At 63.4% G+C, this 18,771-nt stretch carries 19 protein-coding genes; 16 read left to right on the forward strand and 3 right to left on the reverse strand.

The genetic code is table 11. The features are described from left to right. Positions 1–265 precede the first annotated feature (265 nt). Genes ACOXXX_RS19645 through ACOXXX_RS19655 form a run of 3 tightly spaced genes read left to right on the forward strand, consistent with a single transcriptional unit; the run spans position 266 to position 3,190 of the window. Complete coding sequence (locus ACOXXX_RS19645; protein ID WP_422828323.1) at positions 266–1,288, forward strand: TRAP transporter substrate-binding protein; 1,023 nt, start codon at positions 266–268, stop codon at positions 1,286–1,288. Positions 1,289–1,340: 52 nt separating this feature from the next. Beyond that, the gene (locus ACOXXX_RS19650) at positions 1,341–1,859 is read left to right on the forward strand and encodes a TRAP transporter small permease subunit (protein ID WP_422828324.1); all 519 of its coding nucleotides are present in this window, start codon (positions 1,341–1,343) and stop codon (positions 1,857–1,859) included. Between the two features lie 2 nt (positions 1,860–1,861). Beyond that, positions 1,862–3,190: a TRAP transporter large permease gene (locus ACOXXX_RS19655; RefSeq protein ID WP_422828325.1), complete on the forward strand. Its 1,329-nt coding sequence runs from the start codon at positions 1,862–1,864 to the stop codon at positions 3,188–3,190. Between the two features lie 36 nt (positions 3,191–3,226). Here ACOXXX_RS19655 and ACOXXX_RS19660 read toward each other — a convergent pair whose 3' ends face one another. Next, on the reverse strand, positions 3,227–3,790 hold the full coding sequence (locus ACOXXX_RS19660) for a nuclear transport factor 2 family protein (protein ID WP_422828326.1): 564 nt from the start codon (positions 3,788–3,790) through the stop codon (positions 3,227–3,229). 190 nt (positions 3,791–3,980) lie between these two features. Between ACOXXX_RS19660 and ACOXXX_RS19665 the strand changes: the two genes are divergently transcribed. The 12 genes from ACOXXX_RS19665 to ACOXXX_RS19720 all read left to right on the forward strand — a co-directional run bounded on the left by ACOXXX_RS19665 (position 3,981) and on the right by ACOXXX_RS19720 (position 14,175). Next, entirely contained in the window at positions 3,981–5,135 is a 1,155-nt protein-coding gene (locus ACOXXX_RS19665) for an amidase (RefSeq protein WP_422828327.1), read from the forward strand. After that, positions 5,132–6,271 carry an acyl-CoA dehydrogenase family protein gene (locus ACOXXX_RS19670; RefSeq protein ID WP_422828328.1) on the forward strand — a complete coding sequence of 380 codons (1,140 nt, stop codon included), beginning with the start codon at positions 5,132–5,134 and terminating at the stop codon, positions 6,269–6,271. Before ACOXXX_RS19665 ends, ACOXXX_RS19670 begins: the two co-directional genes overlap by 4 nt. A gap of 11 nt (positions 6,272–6,282) precedes the next feature. Next, complete coding sequence (locus ACOXXX_RS19675; protein ID WP_422828329.1) at positions 6,283–6,654, forward strand: hypothetical protein; 372 nt, start codon at positions 6,283–6,285, stop codon at positions 6,652–6,654. 4 nt (positions 6,655–6,658) lie between these two features. Beyond that, positions 6,659–7,936 (forward strand): aromatic ring-hydroxylating oxygenase subunit alpha, encoded by a 1,278-nt coding sequence (locus tag ACOXXX_RS19680; RefSeq protein ID WP_422828330.1) that lies wholly within the window; start codon positions 6,659–6,661, stop codon positions 7,934–7,936. Then, positions 7,929–8,423: an aromatic-ring-hydroxylating dioxygenase subunit beta gene (locus ACOXXX_RS19685; protein WP_422828331.1), complete on the forward strand. Its 495-nt coding sequence runs from the start codon at positions 7,929–7,931 to the stop codon at positions 8,421–8,423. Before ACOXXX_RS19680 ends, ACOXXX_RS19685 begins: the two co-directional genes overlap by 8 nt. After that, positions 8,423–9,184 carry an SDR family NAD(P)-dependent oxidoreductase gene (locus tag ACOXXX_RS19690; RefSeq protein ID WP_422828332.1) on the forward strand — a complete coding sequence of 254 codons (762 nt, stop codon included), beginning with the start codon at positions 8,423–8,425 and terminating at the stop codon, positions 9,182–9,184. The genes ACOXXX_RS19685 and ACOXXX_RS19690 overlap by 1 nt, the downstream gene beginning before the upstream one ends. A 10-nt stretch (positions 9,185–9,194) precedes the next feature. Continuing rightward, complete coding sequence (locus ACOXXX_RS19695) at positions 9,195–10,151, forward strand: PDR/VanB family oxidoreductase (protein ID WP_422828333.1); 957 nt, start codon at positions 9,195–9,197, stop codon at positions 10,149–10,151. A gap of 11 nt (positions 10,152–10,162) precedes the next feature. After that, positions 10,163–10,663, forward strand: coding sequence for a flavin reductase (locus ACOXXX_RS19700; RefSeq protein WP_422828334.1), 501 nt, complete (start codon positions 10,163–10,165; stop codon positions 10,661–10,663). 138 nt (positions 10,664–10,801) lie between these two features. Continuing rightward, positions 10,802–11,821 (forward strand): TRAP transporter substrate-binding protein, encoded by a 1,020-nt coding sequence (locus ACOXXX_RS19705; RefSeq protein WP_422828335.1) that lies wholly within the window; start codon positions 10,802–10,804, stop codon positions 11,819–11,821. A 44-nt stretch (positions 11,822–11,865) separates the two neighbouring features. Next, positions 11,866–12,312 (forward strand): TRAP transporter small permease, encoded by a 447-nt coding sequence (locus ACOXXX_RS19710; protein WP_422828336.1) that lies wholly within the window; start codon positions 11,866–11,868, stop codon positions 12,310–12,312. A gap of 1 nt (position 12,313) precedes the next feature. Beyond that, positions 12,314–13,600: a TRAP transporter large permease gene (locus tag ACOXXX_RS19715; RefSeq protein ID WP_422828337.1), complete on the forward strand. Its 1,287-nt coding sequence runs from the start codon at positions 12,314–12,316 to the stop codon at positions 13,598–13,600. Between the two features lie 53 nt (positions 13,601–13,653). Continuing rightward, complete coding sequence (locus ACOXXX_RS19720) at positions 13,654–14,175, forward strand: MarR family winged helix-turn-helix transcriptional regulator (protein WP_422828338.1); 522 nt, start codon at positions 13,654–13,656, stop codon at positions 14,173–14,175. 160 nt (positions 14,176–14,335) lie between these two features. Here ACOXXX_RS19720 and ACOXXX_RS19725 read toward each other — a convergent pair whose 3' ends face one another. Both ACOXXX_RS19725 and ACOXXX_RS19730 read right to left on the reverse strand, forming a co-directional pair. Next, on the reverse strand, positions 14,336–15,697 hold the full coding sequence (locus ACOXXX_RS19725; RefSeq protein WP_422828339.1) for an ABC transporter substrate-binding protein: 1,362 nt from the start codon (positions 15,695–15,697) through the stop codon (positions 14,336–14,338). Between the two features lie 93 nt (positions 15,698–15,790). Further along, positions 15,791–16,750 (reverse strand): LacI family DNA-binding transcriptional regulator, encoded by a 960-nt coding sequence (locus tag ACOXXX_RS19730; RefSeq protein ID WP_422828340.1) that lies wholly within the window; start codon positions 16,748–16,750, stop codon positions 15,791–15,793. A 115-nt stretch (positions 16,751–16,865) separates the two neighbouring features. On the opposite strand from ACOXXX_RS19730, the gene ACOXXX_RS19735 reads away from it, so the two are divergent. Further along, positions 16,866–18,464 (forward strand): alpha-amylase family glycosyl hydrolase, encoded by a 1,599-nt coding sequence (locus tag ACOXXX_RS19735; RefSeq protein WP_422828341.1) that lies wholly within the window; start codon positions 16,866–16,868, stop codon positions 18,462–18,464. Positions 18,465–18,771 lie beyond the last annotated feature (307 nt).

The following is an 18,771-nucleotide window of genomic DNA, read 5'->3' on the forward strand; positions in this document are numbered from 1 at the left end:
CCGCTCCTCACCTTCACGCCTTGTTGGCCCGGACCATGCAGTCACCGGCAAACCCTGTCGATGATGATCGGGGTCTTGGCTGATACCCTGTTTCCCTTCGCCGTTCTCGGCCTCGGAGGATCCGCACTTCCAAAAGTATCGGACAATACCGCGCTGCGCATTGAGGCAGAGCCGGTCAATCGCGTTGCATGTGCCAATCCGATGGCAGCGGTCCGCCCCTGCCAATGCAACTGGCCCTGTAGCCAGCCCCAAACGAGGACCGAACATGCCCTATGATCTCAAAGCCACCTGTACCGCTGTCACGCTCTTGATGACGTCTGTCATCGGCGACGCGGCGCAGGCGAAGGACACGCTGGACATTCAAAGCGCCTGGCCCCTGAACATGCCCGCAAGCGGCGCCAATGCCGCCTATCTCGGCGAGAGCCTCAACGCCGCCTCCGGTGGCAACATGGACGTCACCGTCTACAGCGCCGGAAAGCTCGTGCCGTCGTTGCAGATCTTCGACGCGGTGCAGCAGGGATCCCTGGATGCCGGGATCACATCGCCGCTTTACGTGGCCGGACGTTTTCCCGCGGTGCAGCTTTTCGGCGGCATTCCGTTCGGGCCCGACCCTGTCGAACACGCGGCCTGGATCTACGATGGCGGCGGTCGCGAAATCTGGGAAGAGATCTACGCCGCGCAGGGTGTCAAGACGATCCCCTGCGGATTGATGACCTCGGAATCCGGCGGCTGGTACAATTTCGAGATCAACTCGGTCGAGGATTTGCAGGGCAAGAAACTGCGCTTCGCCGGCCTCGCCGGAGAGGCCATCGCCCGGGCTGGCGCGTCGGTCGTCCTGCTGCCGACTGGCGACATCTATCCCTCGCTCGAAAAGGGGATCATCGACGGCACCGAACTGTCGATGCCCGCCATCGACACGTTGCTGGGGCTGGAGAAGGTCGGCAAGTACTACTACCCCGAAGGCTGGCATCAGCCTGCCGCGATGAACGAGTTGATCGTCAATATGGCGAAGTGGGACAGTCTGAGCGACGAAAGCAAGGCGCTGATCGAATCCACCTGCCGCTCTGTCAACCTGACGTCAATCATGTCCACCGTGTCGATGAACGCCGAAGCCCTGAAAAGCTTCGAGGAGGCGGGCGTCGAATTCCTCAGTTTCTCGCCCGAGGTGCTGACCGCGCTTGAGGCGAACTTTGACGAGGTCATCGCCGAGCAGGCCGCTGAGGATGCCGATTTCAAACGGGTGTGGGATTCGCTCGAAGCCTTTCGCTCCGTCGGCTCCGCAGACTGAGTGAGCAGGTGCCCGCGCAATCCCTCCCTGTGCGCGGGCACCGCGTTTTATCATGCAAGCCATCGAAACGATCATAAACCGCGTCGTTCAAACCGTGGGCACATTGGGCGCACTGTTCCTGCCGCTGCTGATGCTCACGATCCTTCTCAACGTGACGCTGCGCTATGCCTTCGCCATCGGCTCGATCGAGCTTGAAGAGCTGCAGTGGCACCTCAACGCAATTGTCGTCATGTCGTGCCTTGCCTGGGCCTATCAGAAGGACCGGCACGTCCGCGTCGATGTCCTTCACAACCGCATGTCGCCCCGGGCGCGCGCCGTGGTGGAAATGCTCGGCGTGATTTTCCTGCTCCTGCCGTTCCTGTGGTTCGTCGGGCGCAGCGCCTGGACGATCTTCGGCTATAGCTGGGCGCTGAAGGAAGGCTCTCCGATGCCCTCTGGCCTGCCCGCGCGTTACATCATCAAATTCGTCATGGCCGCCGGCCTGACCCTGCTCGGGCTTCAGGCGCTCTCGATCCTGCTCGCGTCGATCCGCATCGTGATCCGGCCCGCGCCAAGCGCGAGGACACCCTGATCATGGACGCGGTTTTTATCTTCCTTCTGGCGAGTTGCTTCATCGCGGTGATGTTCACGGGATATCCCGTTGCCTTCGTTCTTGGCGGCGTCGCGGTGGCCTTTGCCGCCCTTGGCACACTGCTTGACAGCTTCGCCGTGGTCGATGCCGATATGGCCTCGCTCCGGATGGTGAATTTCGTCGCCAACCGGATCTTCGATGCGCTGTCCTCCTATTCGCTGATCCCGATGTCGATGTTCATCTTCATGGGGCTGATGCTCGACAAATCCGGCGCGGCGGAGCGGCTTTTGACGCAGATGCACCGGCTCTTGCGGCCGGTGCCCGGCGGGATGGCCGTGGCCGTCGTCGCGATTGGCGTGATCCTTGCCGCCTCGACCGGCATCATCGGCGCGTCGGTGGTCCTGCTCGCCACCATCGCGATGCCCGCGATGCGCGCGGCGGGATACCGGGATACCATCGGTCTGGGCGTGGTCGGCGCGACCGGCTGCCTGGGCATTCTCATTCCGCCGTCGATCATGCTGATCGTCATGGGCGACCAGTTGCAGATCCCTGTGGGGGATCTCTTTCGCGGTGCGGTGCTGCCCGGTTTCCTGCTGGCCACGGCCTACGTGATTTACGTGATCGTCTATGCCGTCTTCAATTCCGAAGCGGCCCCGGCGCTGGCGCGGCCCAAGAAACAGCCCCTGGTCGCCCTGGTCAGGGAACTGACCAGCACGCTGATCGGGCCGCTTCTGCTGATCGTCGCGGTTCTGGGCTCCATCGTCTTCGGCATCGCCACCCCGACCGAGGCGTCCGGCATCGGCGCGGCGGGGGCAACCCTGCTCGCGCTGTCCTCGGGCCGGCTGAGCTGGGCCACGTTTCGGGAGGTCTGCGACGAGACGGCGCTGACCACCGCGTTCCTCTTCGGCCTGATCTTCGGCGCCTCGTGCTTTTCGGTGGTGCTGCGCGGCTATGGCGGGGACGAGCTGATCGAAGGCGCGCTCTTTGCCCTGCCCCTTTCGGCGGACGGAACACTCATCTTCATCCTCTTCGTGGTCTTCCTGATGGGCTTCTTCCTCGACTGGATGGAGATCATCCTGATCGTCGCCCCCCTGGTCTTTCCGGTTCTGCTGTCGCTGGGGCACGAACCGGCCTGGGCCGCGATCCTGATGGCGATCTGCCTGCAGACGTCGTTCCTGACGCCGCCGGTGGGCATGGCGCTCTTCTATCTCAGCAACTCGGTGGAGAATGTCGAAATCGGTACGATCTACCGTGCCGTGCTGCCGTTCATCGCGATCCAGGCAGGCATCCTGGTCTTGGCATTCCTGCTGCCCCGGATGGTGCTTTGGTAAGGCGGGGCGGCGTCACACGCCGCCCCCTGCGCCCGCTCAGTCTTTCATCAGCACGGACGTTGCGGGGTAATCAGACGCCCATGTCGCGGGCAGAGGCGCGACAAAGACGTTTTCGGTCCGGTTCTGGGTGAATCGCCAGACACCGTCCTCGCATTTGCGGAACCTGTTGAACAGGCGCGACGACCGCAGCAGCGCCTTCCCGTCCGAAAAGAGCCAAGGCTGCATATGCACCCAATTGCCCTCTGCGGTCATCGCGTCATCGGCGACCCGGATCTGCTCGGAGGTGAGGTAGTGACAGTTCAGGATCAGCGCGGGGTCGGTCTTTCCGCCCCAGAAGTTCTGGAAATGCGCCTTCACGGCGTCCCAGCCCTCGGCCTTGCCGAACTGGCCGTCATAGTATTCGCCCACACCTTCCCAGACGGCCTCGGGCGCGAACAGCTCCATGATCCGGTCGATTCGCTCTGCGTCGGACGCACATCCGTATTCCGGGTTCGGCGTATCGCACAGGAACATATACCGCGCCTGAAGGCGGCGCACATCGGCCTCTGCCTCCAGGATCGCCACCCGTTTTTCGAGCGCAGCTACAAGCGCCTTTGTCATGTTCTTCCTTTCCTTGTGATGCATGTGGCGCGGTGCGCCGCCCCGCATCCTACCCGGCTCCGCGGACGCTTCTCACCGTATCGCATGATACCTTTACGTGAATATTCGCGTGATTAGGATTGTGTAAACGGGATATTACAGTAATATTCACGTATCACCGCGACCAGATCAAGCTGAAGAGGGCCAGATCGTGACGCAGACGGATCACACCGCAATCATCAAGACGCTGGACTTGGGCGGCGACGGCCCGACGGTTGTTGTCAAGGATTGCATCGACGTCGCCGGTGAGGTGACCGCCTGCGGTTCTGCCGCCCTGCGGGAGGCCGCCCCGGCGCCGCGCCATGCGGACGTGGTGGAAAACCTTCTGTCGGCCGGCTGCCATGTGATCGGCAAGGCCAACATGCACGAACTGGCCTATGGCATGACGGGCCTTAACGAAAGCTTCGGCACGCCGGTCAATCCGCGCTGGCCCGACCGCATCCCCGGCGGCTCGTCTTCGGGTTCCGCCGTTGCCGTCGCCGCAGGCCTTTGTGATTTCGCCATCGGCACCGACACCGGCGGATCGGTTCGCCAGCCCGCGATCTGCTGCGGGGTGTTCGGGATCAAACCGACCTTTGGACGCATCAGCCGCAAAGGCTGCCACCCGGCCGAATCCTCGCTCGATTGCGTTGGCGTGATCGCCCGCACGGCTGGGAATCTGACCCTGGGGATGCAGGCGCTGGACCCCAGCTTTGCGCGCACTCCTATGACCCGCGCCCCGCGCGTCGCCCGTATCAAGTGCGCGCTGGACAAGGCGGTCGGCGATCCGCTGATCTACGCCGTCATGGAGGGGCTGGGCGCGGCCTCTTACATCGAATTGCCACTGATGCAGGCCGCTTTCGAGGCAGGCATGACGGTGATTGGCCACGAGGCGGCGAAAGCCTACGCGCCTTACATGGAAACACCCGAAAAACTGGGCGCCGATGTCCGGACGCGGCTGGAAAACGCCCGGACCATCACCCCCGATCAGCTCGCGGACGCAGAACGCGTGCGCCGGGACTTCACGGCGCAGGTCGACGCCGCGCTGGAGCGGTTCGACGTTCTGATGACCCCGGCCTTGCCGGTCGTGCCGCCGACCCTGGCCGAGGCGCAGGATCCCGCCACCGTCCTGCCGCTCACACGGTTCCTGCGCCCGTTCAACCTGAGCGGCCACCCCGCGATCGTTCTGCCGATCCCGGTCGGACCGCAGAACCTGCCCGCCGGTATCCAGATCATCGGGCGCAAGAATGAAGACGCCGAACTTTGCGAGGTGGCCGAATGGCTGACCTCGACACTCACCGCATTCAAGAAGGAGGAAACGGCATGACCGCCCAAGCCGCGCCGGCCGAGGCCCCGGACACCAAGGCCCAGATACTCGCCGAGATCAGGGACCGCGCACCGGAGTTTCAGAAACGCCGCCACATCCCGCAGGATGTCGTGGATCAGTTCAAGACGCTGGGCGTATACCGCGCCTTTGTTCCCGAACGCTTTGGCGGCGACGCCAAAAGCCCGGCCGCGTTCTGCCGCCTCATCGAGGATATCGCTGCCGCCGACGCCTCTGCGGGCTGGGTCGCGAGCTTTGGCGTCTCGGCCACCTATCTCAGCACGCTGCCGCCCGACACCTATGCCGCAATCTACGGCAACAACCCCGACACGGTCTTTGCCGGGGGCATGTTTCCGCCGCAGGCGGCGAAAACGGTGGATGGCGGCTACGAGGTCACGGGCCAGTGGCCCTGGTGCTCGGGCATCGTTGGCGCCGATCTGGCGGGCGCGGGCATCAAGGTCGAGGACCAAAGCACCACGCTGCCGCTGATCGCGGTCATGCCCAAGAGCAAGGTCGAGATCGTCGATACCTGGAATACCACGGGGCTGCGCGCCACCGGATCGCACGACATCCGGGCCGACAAGGTCGTCGTTCCACGGGACTGGACCTTCGTGCGTGGCTCGAAACCCACGATGGACGACCGGGTCTTCCGCTATCCGTCGATGGCGCTGGCCTCGCAGGTCCTGGCGGTGGTCGCCCTGGGCGCCGCCGGCGCCGCGCTGGATCACCTGCATGCCTCCGGGTCGCGCAAGTCCGTGACCGGCGCGCCCAAGCCGGGCGCCCGCCCCTACCTGCAAACCGAATTCGCAAAGGCCAAGGGTCTTTACCTCGGCGCGCAGGCGCTTTTCTACGACACGCTCGAGGAAGGCTACGCCGAGCTCGAACATAACGAGAGCGTCTCGCGCGATATGCATGTCCGCCTGCGGCTGGTGGCGTCCAAAGCGGCCAAGGATGGCGCCGAGGCCGCGCGCATGGCCTTCGCCCTTGGCGGCTCGACCGTGATCGAGGAAGGGCATCCGCTGCTGCGTCACATGCTCGATGCGGCCGGTGTCGCGCAGCACGCCTTCCTGTCCGAAGGCACCTGGACCGGCGCGGGGGCCGCCTTCTTCGACGAACCCACCATGCCCGGATACCCATAAGGAGTTGGACGATGGCTGACAAAATGCCGCTGCGCACATTGCTGTGCTTCAACAATCACCAGACCTTTTTCGACCTGCCCTTCGACCAGATCGGTCCGGTCTGGACCGCGACCCAGGAACTGATGATGGGCATCGACCAGATGGAGGGCGTCGAGATCGTCGGCACCTTCGACGACGACCAGACCATGGTCGGCGCGTCCCAGGGCTTTCCATTCACCTGGTACTTTCTGGCCGATTTCCCGGACCGCGAGGCCGTTCAGGCGGCCTGCAACCTGCTGCGCACCATCGTCGTCGGCGACGGGAACGACCGGCTTTGGAAATACATGACGGTCGAGGCCCGGATGGGCCGCGCCCTTGAAATCCCGCAACAACACCGGAGCTGAAACCATGTCCCTCGATACGCCGAAATTCAGCGATCTCGACGCGCTCTACAGCGATGACGCCGAAGTTGCGACCGCGATGTACGAAGACCCGGATCTCTTCAAGGAAGAGATGGAAAAGGTCTTCAAGCGAACCTGGGTCTTTGTCGCCCATGAAAGCGAATTCCCCGACAAGGGATCGTTCAAGCTCTCGACCGTCGGCCTTGACCCGGTCATCGTCGTGCGCGACCGCAAGGGCAAGATCCACTGCATGGTCAACCGCTGCCGCCACCGGGCCGCGACGGTCTGCGAGGTGAAGAAGGGCAAGACCTCGTCCTTTCAATGCCCCTATCACGGCTGGGGTTATGGCCTTGACGGCTCGCTCCGGGCGGTTCCCTACCCCGAACAATACGGCGACGATTTCGACAAATCGCAGCACGGCCTGCTGAAACTGCGCACCGAAGCCTATGGCGGCATGGTCTTTGCGACCTTCAACGACGACATCGAGCCGCTCGAGGACTTCCTCGGCCCGCAGGTCTGCAAATACATCCACCTCTTCAACAAGCAGGGCGGCGGTTTCCCGGTCAAGGTTCTGGGCGAGCATCAGTTCACGGTGCCGATGAACTGGAAGGTGCAGCTCGAGAATACCACCGACGCCTATCATTTCCCGGTGGTCCACAAGTCGTTCATGCAGACGCTGGACGAAAAGACCGAAGACCTCTTTGCCTTCATGGACAAGAACGAAGGCTGGGTCGAGGATCTGGGCAACGGGCATTCGATCATGATGATGATGCCCGACCGCGCCGATCTGGACGAACGCCTGGGCGACCCCATCGAGCCGCGGTTCGAGGAGTTGGCCGAAGAGATCCGCAAGGAAGGCTTTGACGAGGAGCAGGTGAAGAAGATCGTTCTGGCCGTCGGCGGTCCGGGCTTCAACATGAACCTCTTTCCCAACGTCTCGCTGTCGCTGTCGTTCTTCCGCGTGCTGACGCCGGTGGCGGTGGACCAGACCAACATCCGCCACATCGCGCTTGGTATGGACGGGGGGCCGCAGGTCGCCAATCAGGCCCGCCTGCGCCTGCACGAACACTTCCAGGGTCCGATGGGCTTTGGCTCTCCGGACGATGCCGAGGTGTGGGAGCGCGTGCAGCGCGGCACCCGTGGCGGCGAAGACCTGAAGATCCTCGTGAACCGTGGCCTTGTCGATGAGGAACCCGGCACCGCCGGTCCCCGGGGTCATGTCAGCGCGGAAACCGGCATGCGGGCGGCCTACGCCATGTGGAAGCGGATGATGAGCGATGAATAAGATGACCGATATCGACACCAAGACCCTGCTGGCCGACGTGACGGAGTTCCTCTGGCACGAGGCCGACCTGCTGGATCGCACCGAGTATCAGGCGTGGCTTGATCTGTGGAATCCCGAAGGGCTTTACATCATGCCCATCGAGGAAGGCGACGACTACGCCAACCAGCTGAATCTGTGCCATGACAACGACAAGATGCGCCGGATGCGCATCGACCGGTTCGAGCGCGGTTTCTCGATCTCTTCGGCTCCGCCCGCGGTCACGGTCCGCACCATAAGCCGGATCGTCATCGACAGCGCCGAAGGCGATACGATCAAGGTCCGCGCGGCGGAGCATCTCGTCGAGGACAAGTTCGGGCGTCAGCGCGTCTGGGCGGGCAATGCGTTTTACACGCTGACCCGAACCGATGACGGCTTCAGGCTGCAACAAAAGGTCGTCAGGCTGCTGAACTCAGACGGGATGCTGAATTCGTTCAGCTACCTGTTCTGATGGCCGTGCCGTTGCCCGAACAGGTTCAGACGGCGGTCGTGACCGGCGGGGCGCGCGGCTTCGGCGCCGCCGTCTGCCGGGCGCTGCACGCCGAGGGGTTCCGGGTCATCGTCACCGATGTCGATCCGGGCAAGGAGGCCGCCGCGCTGGCCTCCGAACTCGACCTCGCGGGCGAGACCAGCATGACCGCGACGCTCGACGTTGCTGATCCCCAGAACTGGCAGGGCGTGCTGGACGAATGCATCGCGCGCTACGGGTCGGTCGAGGTGCTGGTCAACAACGCCGCGCGGACCGAGGCGCAGCCGGTGCTGGAGATCGACCCTGCGCGCTTCAACGAGATCATGGCCGTGAATGCGGGCGGAACCTTTGCCGGGTGCCAGATCTTCGGGCGGCACATGAAGGACCGTGGTTACGGGCGTATCGTGAACCTCGCCTCGCTCGCCGGTCAGAACGGCGGCACGGCGACGGGGGCGCACTACGCGGCCTCGAAGGGCGCGGTCCTGACCCTGACCAAGATCTTCGCCCGCGACCTCGCCCCGTTCGGCGTCACCTGCAACGCCATCGCGCCCGGTCCGATGGACACGCCGATGGTGCACGCCGTCCTGGGCGACAAACTCGACGCGGCGCTGGCCAACATCCCGGCGGGCCGCCTCGGCGATCCGGCTTTCGTGGCCGAGATGGTCGCCATGCTGTGCGCCCCGCGCGCCGCCTTCGTCACCGGCGCGTGCTGGGACGTCAACGGCGGCCTGTTCATGCGATGAGGGGGAAATCATGACCGCATCTCAAATCTACAAGGTGATCGACCGCACCGACGATCGTGGCAATATCGCCCGCATCCGGCTGGTGCCAGAAAGCGGGGAGGCTCCCGCCCGGTTCGAGGCCGGCGCGCATCTGGACGTCTACCTGCCGGATGTGGACCTGTGGCGGCAATATTCGCTCTGCTCGAACCCCGCCGAGACCGGGTTTCTGGAGATCGGCGTGCTGAAGGACCCCAATTCGCGCGGCGGGTCGGACGCGGTCCACCGGGCTGCTGTGAAGGGCGCGACGTTCAAGATCGAAGGCCCGCGCAACCACTTTCCGCTGGACGAAACGGCCACCAAGACGGTGCTGCTGGGCGGCGGCATCGGCGTGACGCCGATGATCGCCATGGCGGAACGGCTGCACGCCCTCGGCAAGGATTTCGTGCTGCACTACTGCACCCGGTCCGAGGACGTGACCGCCTTCAAGGACCAGCTTCGCGCCGCCCCCTATGCCGATCGCGTCGTGTTTCATCACGACGATCAGGACGAAGACCAACGGCTGGATCTGGCGCGTGACCTGCCCGCGCCCGATGCGGACACCCATCTTTATGTCTGCGGCCCGCAGGGCTTCATGGACTGGGTGATCACCAATGCAGAGGCCGCGGGTCACGCCACGCCGAACGTCCACCGCGAATATTTCTCGGCGGATGTGGATGCTTCGGGCGACAGTTTCGAGGTCGAGTGCGCGCAAAGCGGGCTCACCGTCGAGATCGGCCCCGAGGACACCATCGTCCGGGTCCTCGCCAAGCATGGCATCGAGATCGAGGTCAAATGCGAGGAAGGCGTCTGCGGCACCTGCATCACCGATGTGCTGGAGGGCGAGATCGACCACCGCGACCAGTTCCTGACCGAAGAGGAACGCGAGGACATGGACCAGCTCTGCGCCTGCTGTTCGCGCGGCAAGGGCAAGCTGGTTCTGGATATCTAGGGAGATCAGACATGGAACCGTCAAAAATCCAGATGGAGTTTCGCGAAGGCATGAGCCGCATGGGCGCCGCCGTGAACCTGATCACGACAGATGGCGCCATGGGCAGGCACGGGCTGGTCGCCTCGGCGGTCTGTTCGGTCACCGATGCGCCGCCGACCCTGCTGGTCTGCGTCAACCGCACGTCCTTCGTGCATGACAAGTTGCTGCGCAACGGCGTGCTTTGCGTCAACGTGCTGACGGCCTATCACCAGGAGCTTTGCAACGTCTTTTCCCGCTACGTGGAAGGCGTGGACCGCTTTGCCCATGGCGACTGGCTGACCCGCGCCACCGGGTCGCCCGTCCTGAGGGATGCCAACGTCGCCTTCGACTGCCGGATAGGTACCGTTCTGGAGCAAGGCTCCCACTCCGTGATGTTCTGCGAAATCAAGGACGTGCATCTGGCGCAGAACCTCGACCGGGGCCTCGTCTACTTCAGCCGCGACTTCCACAAGCTGGAGGCCGGTGCCGCATAAACCCCCACAGAACGCGGAAACGACAGTCAACCGCGCAGGGGACGCCGGACATCCGGCATCGAACCAAACGTCAACCGCATTCGCGCAACAGCCTTGCAATGGGCTCGGACCACGGGTGCCAACCAACCGGGAAAACCAATGAAACTCTTCTCCTACACCGTATTTGGCGCTGCCGCCGCGACCCTTATGTCGGCCGGTGCCGCAATCTCGGACACCACGCTGACGCTCAACAGCTGGCTGCCGCCCTCCCACCCCTACATGACGGGCGTCATCGAGCCGCTGGTCGCCGATATCGAAACCGCGACGGAGGGCCGCATCACGGTCAATATCCTGCCTGCCCCGCTCGGGCCGCCGCCCGCGACCTTCGATCTGGTCAAGAACGGCGTTGTCGACATCGGCTACAGCGTCCAGGGCTACAGCCCGGGCCGGTTCAAGACATCGGCGCTCGCCGAGATGCCGTTTTTGGGCGAGGATGCGATTTCGACATCCGTTGCCTACCAACGCGTCCACGACGCGATGCTGGCCGACGCCGGCGAATATCAAGGGGTGAAGGTGCTGGCGGTGCACACCCACGGTCCGGGCCGCATCTACTCGACCGAGCAGATCGCGAGCCTGGACGATCTGAGCGGCCAGAAGCTGCGCACCGGGTCGGTCGTGGCCCATGACCTGGCCCAATCCCTCGGCGCCGTGCCGGTCGAAGGGCCGTCGTCGAAATCCTACGAGCTGCTCAGCCAGAAGGTGGTCGACGGGATCATGTTCCCCGCGGAATCGGTCCAGTTCTTCCGCCTCGGAGATCTTCTGTCCACGGCCTTCGTGGCCGAAGGCGGCATCTATAACACCGCCTTCATGGTGGTGATGAATGAAAACAAGTGGAACCAGATCCCCGAAGCGGATCAGGCGCTGATCGAGCCGCTTCTTGGCGAGGCCCTGGCGCGGCGCGCGGGCGAGATGTGGAACGAGGCCGACGCCGCTGGGAATGAGGCCCTGAGCGCGACCCTGACGACCTACCAGGCTTCCGCCGAGGAGATCGCCGCCCTGAAAGAGCGTGTCCAGCCGGTCGTGGAAGCGAACGTGGCGCTGGCCAGCGAGGCGGGTGTCGACGGTCAGGCCGCCTACGACATGCTGCTTGCCGAGATCGAGAAGCTGAGCGCGCAATGAAGGGCATCGCTCAGATTGGCGCAACGGGGGGACGTGCCTCCCCGTTGCGTCTCGTCATCGGCGTTCTCTGCGCGATCTGTCTGATCGCCATGATGGGTCTGACCGTCGCGGATGTGCTGGGGCGCTACATCATGAACGCCCCGGTGCCGGGTGCGACGGAGCTGACCGAACTGCTGCTGGCGGCGGTCGTCTTCATGGGCCTTCCCGCCGCAAGCATCGACGCCGACCATATCGCCGTCGATATCGTGACCTCGCGCCTTTCAGGCCTGCGTGCGAAAATTCTCGATCTGCTGATCGCCGTTGTCTCGGCTGCGGTCCTGGCGCTTGTCGGATGGCGGATATGGATCGTCGGGGACCAGATCGCAGGATATGCGGGCACCACGCCGACCCTGAAACTGCCGCTTGCCCCCGTCGCCTATGCCTCTGCGGCGCTTTGCATCATCGCCGCGGTCGTCACGCTGGCGGTCGCGGCACGTCACAGGAGGGCATGACATGGCTGAATGGCACATCGGTCTGGCGGTCTTGTTCGCGATGCTGCTTTTGGGCGTCCCGATCGGCCTGACCCTGACCCTGATCGGGACCGTGGGCACGGCCGCGATCATCGGCATCGAACCGTCGCTCTCCTTGCTGGGGCAGACATTTTTCGACAACGCCCGGCACTACAACCTCTCGATCCTCCCGCTTTTCCTGATGATGGGCAATTTCGTGGTCCAGTCGGGCATCGCCAACGACCTCTACACCGCCGCAAATGCATGGTTGCGTCACCGCAAGGGCGGGCTGGCCATGGCGACCGTGGTGGCCTGCGGCGGCTTCTCGTCGGTCTGCGGCTCCTCGCTCGCGACCGCATCGACGATGACCAAGATCGCGATGCCGTCGATGCGGCGCTACAACTACCCTGACGGCCTGTCCACCGGCGCCATCGCGGCGGGGGGAACCCTGGGCATTCTGATCCCGCCCTCGGTCATCCTGGTGTTCTACGGGATCATGACCCAGCAGGACATCGGCAAGCTCTTCCTCGCCGGTCTTGTTCCCGGGATCATCGGCGTTCTCTTTTACGTGGGCGCGGTGCGGCTGTCGGTCAGCCTTGGCAATCTGGATCTCGAAACCGAGACCAGGCTACCGCTCGCCCAGCGGTTCGCCGCGCTGAAGGGCGTGCTGGGAGCGCTGGGGCTCTTCGTCTTCGTGATGGGCGGCATCTACCTCGGTGTATTCACCCCGACCGAAAGCGCGGGCATGGGGGCCGGCGGTGCCTTTCTGCTTGTCCTGTTGCAAGGACGGCTGAGCCTGCGCGATCTCTGGGTCACGCTTTACGACACCGCGAAAACCACCGCGAGCATGTTCCTGATCCTGTTCGGCGCGCTGGTTTTCGCCAATTACGTCAACCTTTCGGGCATGAGCCGCGAGATCCAGACGCTTGTGTCGGGCCTTGGCAATCCGCTGACCGCGCTGATGGTCATCACGCTGATCTACATCGCCTTGGGCTGCGTGCTCGAAGGGCTGTCCATGATCACCCTGACGGTGCCGATTTTCTATCCCATCGTCGCCGGACTGGGCTACGATCTGATCTGGTTCGGGATCTATGTCGTGATCGTGACCGAACTCAGCTACATCACGCCGCCGGTCGGGTTGAACGCGTTCGTCCTGAAATCGGTGGTCAAGGATGTCAGCCTGAACACGATCTTCAAGGGCCTGTTTCCGTTCCTCTTCGTGGACATCCTGCGGGTGATCCTTGTGCTGGCCTTTCCCGGGCTGGTCCTCTTCATCCCCAACCTGATGTGAGCCCCGAGCCGTCCCGCCAAACCTTGCCAGTTCCCTCGGAAACTTCAATTTTCATGTCTGTTTTCACGTTACAAAGTGGTGGAAAAATGAGAGCTATGCGCCGCACATCACGAAGGAGGACAGACGTGCGGCCCAACATCGACGCGGGAGATTTCAAGGAAAACTGGCCCTTCTATTGGGTCAGCCAGATCAACGCGGCCTATGAGAACGCGCTGGAGCGCAGGCTCAAGCATCTTGGCATCGACATCGCCAGCTGGCGCGCCCTGATGAGCCTTTATGACGATGGCTATCTGTCGGTGTCCGAGATCGCGCAGCACTCTGCGCAAAAGCTCAACACCACGACCAAGGTCGTTCAGCGCATGGTCAAGGATGGCCTCGCCACCACCCGCGTCCGCCCCACGGATCGCCGCGTGACCGAAGTGAGCCTGTCCGAAAAAGGAGAAGCCTTGCGCAGAAAAGCCTTCGAAGAAGTGCAGATTATTTACGACTTTGCGCTGACCGGGCAGTCCCAGGAGGACATCGATGCCCTGAACACAGAACTGTCGCAGCTGCATTCACGTTTGAAGCGGCTCTAGCCTGCCACGCGCCCAGCCCGCAACGCCACGAGTGGAAAAGTCGAAACACCGATGCCCCGGCCAATCAAGGCCGGGGACATGAAGCGTTTGGCACAAGGTGGGCCCTCGTCTCAGCGCATGCGGGATTCGCACGCCGTGCCGATCGCGGCCCCTTGCCTGGCTACCGCATTTGGGACCAGCGCCGCTCGACCTCGGCGGCGGCGTCCTGGGCGGACAGGCCAGTCTGGTAGTCCACCATCGCCTCCCAGAAGGCCGAGGTGCCGATTTCACCCGGCATGAGGTCAGAGCCGTCGAACCGGAAGGTCGTGGCCGAGGTCAGGATGTCCGCCTGCTGGCGCTGCGTCTCGTTGGCATAGGCGTCGACCGACGCGCCAAGGTGCGGCGTCAGGAACTGACCCTGGCTGATCTGAATTTCGTGGGCCACCGGGGTTTTCAGAAACTCGATGAAGGCGCGCGCCACGGGACGGTCATTGAGCGCGGAGATGACACCCCCCGACCCCAGAACGGGCTGGCCCAGATCCTCGCTCTCATAGGCGGGAAAGTAGAAGAAATCGGCATCCGCGCCGACCTCGACGCCCTCGGGAAAGAAATTCGGCACAAAGGATGCCTGCCGGTGCAGGTAGCATTCGGGCGGGATCGAGAACAGACCCGCCGGGCTGTCGCGGAAATCCGTCGTGGCCACGGTCGAGGGATCGCCCCGGACGAAATCGTCGTTGCGGGCGAACCAGCCGTATTCCTCGAACGCCGCGACGATGCGCGGATCGTCGAACGGGATCTCGTGGCGGACCCATTGGTCGTAGACCTCGACCGGTTGCGTGCGCAGGACGAATTCCTCGACCCAGTCGGTCGCGGGCCAGCCGGTCGCCGCGCCGGCCCCCAGGCCGATGCACCAGGGCGTGCCGCCGTCGTCGACGATCTGCTGGGTCAGCTCTTTCAGCTCTTCCATCGTTTCGGGGATGTCATACCCCATCTCATCGAATGCGATCGGCGAATACCAGACCAGCGATTTCACATCGGCACCGAAGATCGTGCCGTAGATACGCTGCTCTCCGTCTTCGCCGGCATAGGTGACAAGATCCGCCCAGGACGATCCGGCGGCAAAATTCTCTTCGAACCAGGCGCGGTCGCTGTCGGGCAGCGGCGTGAGAAACCCGTCGCCCGCCATTTCGGCAGCAAGCCCCGGCTGCGCGAACATGGCGATGTCCGGCAGGGTGCCCGATTGCGCGGCGATGATGATGTCCTGCTCGAAATTGTCCGATCCGGACAGCCGCACCTCGGCGCCGGTGGCGGCCTCGAAATAGGCGAACAGGTTGTCCAGCTTGGTCTTGTCCTCGCCGGTGGAGGCGCCGCGCACCTCGAGCACCTCGCCGGAGAAGTCGTTGTCGGCCGCGAACGCCTCGTAGGCGGCCCAGTTGAACGGCCCCTCGCCGATGGGCTGGATCAGGTCCTGCGCAAATGCGGCAGGGGCAAGTGTCAGGGCCAGTGCGGTGCTGGCCGAAAGAAGTTGTGCGCGACGTGTCATGCGATCCTCCCAAGGAACAAAAAGAGCTATCCGAAACGTTTCGGTTGCCGTGTAACCTGCCTCAAAGGCGCAAATCTGTCAATGACGCTGCGCTCAGTCGGAAATTAGGTCTACGTTCAGAATGGTTTGCGTGACCGGTTCTGCGCGAATCGCCGCGGCCAAACCGGCGCACAGCGGCGACCATGCGTCGGACAGCGGCGCGCGGGTTCGGATCAACGGCCCGCCGACGGTTTCGGCGTCATAGCGCAGGATATCGTCGTCATGCGCGCCGATCGGAACCGGGCCAAGAACAGCCCGCAACCCGGCGGCCAGCATCATGTTCCCGGCGATGATCCCGTCGGCGTGTTGCAGGCGTTCCGCGGCGGCCCTGCCCCGCTGTTCGGTCATAACCCCCGGCAGCACGAGCGCCGGATTAAGTACCAGCCCCTGCTCCGCCAGCGCCGCCTCGACACCTTCGCGGCGCAAGCGGACATAAGGCCGATCCTGCGGCCCGTCGACGAGGGCAAGCGATCGGCAGCCCCGGCCCAACAGTGCCTCGGCCAGGGCAAAGCCCAATCCGCGATGATCGATATCGACAAACGGATACTCCGCCTCCAGACGATCCCGACCATGCACGATGAAGGGCGCGTCCATCGCTTGCAGCCGGGCGATGCGCGGGTCGTCGATCTGCGGGTCGGTGATCACGATGCCATCGACGGACCGGCCCCCCATCATCCGCGCATGCGCCTCGGCCGGGTCTTCGCCATCGGCAAGCACATTCAGCACGAACTGCAATCCGCGCTTGGAAAATTCCGACGACAGCCCCATGACGGTTTCCATCAAGAGCTCAAGCTCCACGGTTTCCGAGCGCGGCGGCACGATCATCGACACCAGCCCGGATTGCCCGGACTTGAGCCTGCGCGCCGACAGGTTCGGGCTGTAGCCCAGGGATTTCGCCGCGGCGCGCACACGTTCCTTCGTCGTCTCGCTCACATCGCTGTGGTCGTTCAGGGCCCGGCTGACCTGCGTCACCGACAGGCCAACGGCGCGCGAGATGTCTTTGAGCGTTGCCATGACGAGACCTCCAATTCGATGAGGGGCTTGCGTTGCGGCGGAAGATAGGTCAAGAAATTAGTGATCCGAAACGTTTCGGTAATGAAATTTCGATACCCCAGACGGAGGTTCTGACATGACAGCAGATGAAAATTGGTGGAACGGTTCAGTCACTTACCAGATCTACCCGCGCAGTTTTCAGGACGATACTGGCAACGGATATGGCGACCTGAAGGGAATCATCCGCAGGCTCGACCATGTCGCGGGCCTGGGCGTGGATGCGATCTGGGTCTCGCCGTTCTTCACCTCGCCGATGGCGGACATGGGGTATGACGTGGCCGACCACCGCGGCGTCGATCCGAGTTTCGGCACGATGGCGGATTTCGAGGCGCTGGTGACACGCGCCCATGCGCTCGGCCTCAAGGTGATCATCGACCAGGTGCTGTCGCATTCGTCGGACACGCATCCGTTTTTCCTTGAAAGCCGGTCGTCGCGGCAGAACTCCAAGGCGGACTGGTACGTTTGGGCCGATGCCAAGCCCGAAGGATCGCCACCCAACAACTGGCAATCCATCTTTGGCGGCCCGGCCTGGACCTGGGATGTCCGCCGCCGCCAGTATTACTATCACCAGTTTCTCAAAGAGCAGCCGGATCTCAACTTTCACAACCCCGAGGTTCAGGACTGGGCGCTCGACACGCTGCGCTTCTGGCTCGACAAGGGGGTCGACGGGTTCCGGCTGGACGCGGTCAATCATTATGTCCATGACGCCGGACTGCGGGACAACCCGCCGGATTTCCGCGACAAGACCGAGCCGGATTACAAGACCTATGAAATGCAATACCCGGTGCATTCCAAGAACCAGCCGGAAAACCTGGCGTTCATGGAGCGTGTGCGCGCACTGACGGATTCGTACCCGGCCCGCACCCTGATTGGCGAGATCGGCGAAAGCCACTACCCGGTTGAACGGCTGCAGGAATACACGGCACCCGGGCGGCTGCATCAGGCCTATCACACCGCACTGATGCACAAACCCTATGGCGCCGCGTTCTTTTGCAAGCAGATCGAGGCGATGTTTCGCGACGCCTACGCGGGCTGTCCGAACTGGGCGTTTTCCAGCCATGACGTGCCCCGCCACGTTAGCCGCTGGTCCGATCACGCGGTGACGCAGGACGATTTCGCCAAGATGACCGCCGCCCTGCTGCTGTCGCTGCGCGGGTCGATCTGCCTTTACCAGGGCGAAGAGCTTGGCCTGGGTCAAAGCGCACTCAGCTACGATCAGCTGGTCGACCCCGAGGGCAAGACCTTCTGGCCGGACAACCCGGGCCGCGACGGCTGCCGCACCCCCATGCCGTGGGAGGCGCAGGCCCCCAATGCCGGCTTCTCCTCGGCCGCCGACACCTGGCTGCCCGTCCTGCCACCCGAAGCCGCGCGCGCGGTCGACACGCAGGGCGATGCGGAGAGCGTGCTGACCTTCTACAAGCAGATGATCGGGCTGCGGCAGGACCAGCCTGCGCTGCGCGCCGGTGATCTGGTGTTTTTGGATATGTCAGAGCCTGTCTTGGGATTTGTGCGCGGCGGTGAGATCCTCTGCCTTTTCAACCTGGGGCTGACCGAGGCCGTGATCGACACCGCGAATGTCGGCGACACCCTCCTGTCACGTTTCGCCGATGTGCAGGACGAACAGATCACGCTTGGCGGGAACGGATTCCTGATCGCGCGCCGCCTAAGCGAATAATTCAGCGCATCTTGATCGTCGCAGGCCGCAGGCGCGTGTCTGCGGCGGTCAGCCATTTTCCACACCCAAAGACTCCTTTTTTCACATTCTAATTAAGGCCTTAGCGGACCCACAATTCGGCACCGCATTCATCGTTTCACCGGCAATATTCCTGCAAGATTTCCCCAAGATGGCATTGGGTGACGGAATTTTTCCGACATCACCGATTAGCAAATAATTCAACACTAAGTCACCCCGCCAGTCGCTAGGGTCGGGTCAGATCAGCACAACTGACGCACGAAACCCAAACTCTGAAACCACCTGAAGC

This window comes from Thalassococcus sp. BH17M4-6 (assembly GCF_049323015.1).
Lineage (GTDB): Bacteria > Pseudomonadota > Alphaproteobacteria > Rhodobacterales > Rhodobacteraceae > Puniceibacterium.

Coding starts and splice junctions, on each gene's coding strand:
- ACOXXX_RS19655 (WP_422828325.1), top strand. CDS start 1,862: ATGGACGCGGTTTTTATCTTCCTTCTGGCGAGTTGCTTCATCGCGGTG.
- ACOXXX_RS19690 (WP_422828332.1), top strand. CDS start 8,423: ATGGCCGTGCCGTTGCCCGAACAGGTTCAGACGGCGGTCGTGACCGGC.
- ACOXXX_RS19705 (WP_422828335.1), top strand. CDS start 10,802: ATGAAACTCTTCTCCTACACCGTATTTGGCGCTGCCGCCGCGACCCTT.
- ACOXXX_RS19735 (WP_422828341.1), top strand. CDS start 16,866: ATGACAGCAGATGAAAATTGGTGGAACGGTTCAGTCACTTACCAGATC.
- ACOXXX_RS19725 (WP_422828339.1), bottom strand. CDS start 15,697: ATGACACGTCGCGCACAACTTCTTTCGGCCAGCACCGCACTGGCCCTG.
- ACOXXX_RS19660 (WP_422828326.1), bottom strand. CDS start 3,790: ATGACAAAGGCGCTTGTAGCTGCGCTCGAAAAACGGGTGGCGATCCTG.
- ACOXXX_RS19680 (WP_422828330.1), top strand. CDS start 6,659: ATGTCCCTCGATACGCCGAAATTCAGCGATCTCGACGCGCTCTACAGC.
- ACOXXX_RS19700 (WP_422828334.1), top strand. CDS start 10,163: ATGGAACCGTCAAAAATCCAGATGGAGTTTCGCGAAGGCATGAGCCGC.
- ACOXXX_RS19670 (WP_422828328.1), top strand. CDS start 5,132: ATGACCGCCCAAGCCGCGCCGGCCGAGGCCCCGGACACCAAGGCCCAG.
- ACOXXX_RS19650 (WP_422828324.1), top strand. CDS start 1,341: ATGCAAGCCATCGAAACGATCATAAACCGCGTCGTTCAAACCGTGGGC.
- ACOXXX_RS19730 (WP_422828340.1), bottom strand. CDS start 16,750: ATGGCAACGCTCAAAGACATCTCGCGCGCCGTTGGCCTGTCGGTGACG.
- ACOXXX_RS19695 (WP_422828333.1), top strand. CDS start 9,195: ATGACCGCATCTCAAATCTACAAGGTGATCGACCGCACCGACGATCGT.
- ACOXXX_RS19675 (WP_422828329.1), top strand. CDS start 6,283: ATGGCTGACAAAATGCCGCTGCGCACATTGCTGTGCTTCAACAATCAC.
- ACOXXX_RS19715 (WP_422828337.1), top strand. CDS start 12,314: ATGGCTGAATGGCACATCGGTCTGGCGGTCTTGTTCGCGATGCTGCTT.
- ACOXXX_RS19720 (WP_422828338.1), top strand. CDS start 13,654: ATGTCTGTTTTCACGTTACAAAGTGGTGGAAAAATGAGAGCTATGCGC.
- ACOXXX_RS19645 (WP_422828323.1), top strand. CDS start 266: ATGCCCTATGATCTCAAAGCCACCTGTACCGCTGTCACGCTCTTGATG.
- ACOXXX_RS19685 (WP_422828331.1), top strand. CDS start 7,929: ATGAATAAGATGACCGATATCGACACCAAGACCCTGCTGGCCGACGTG.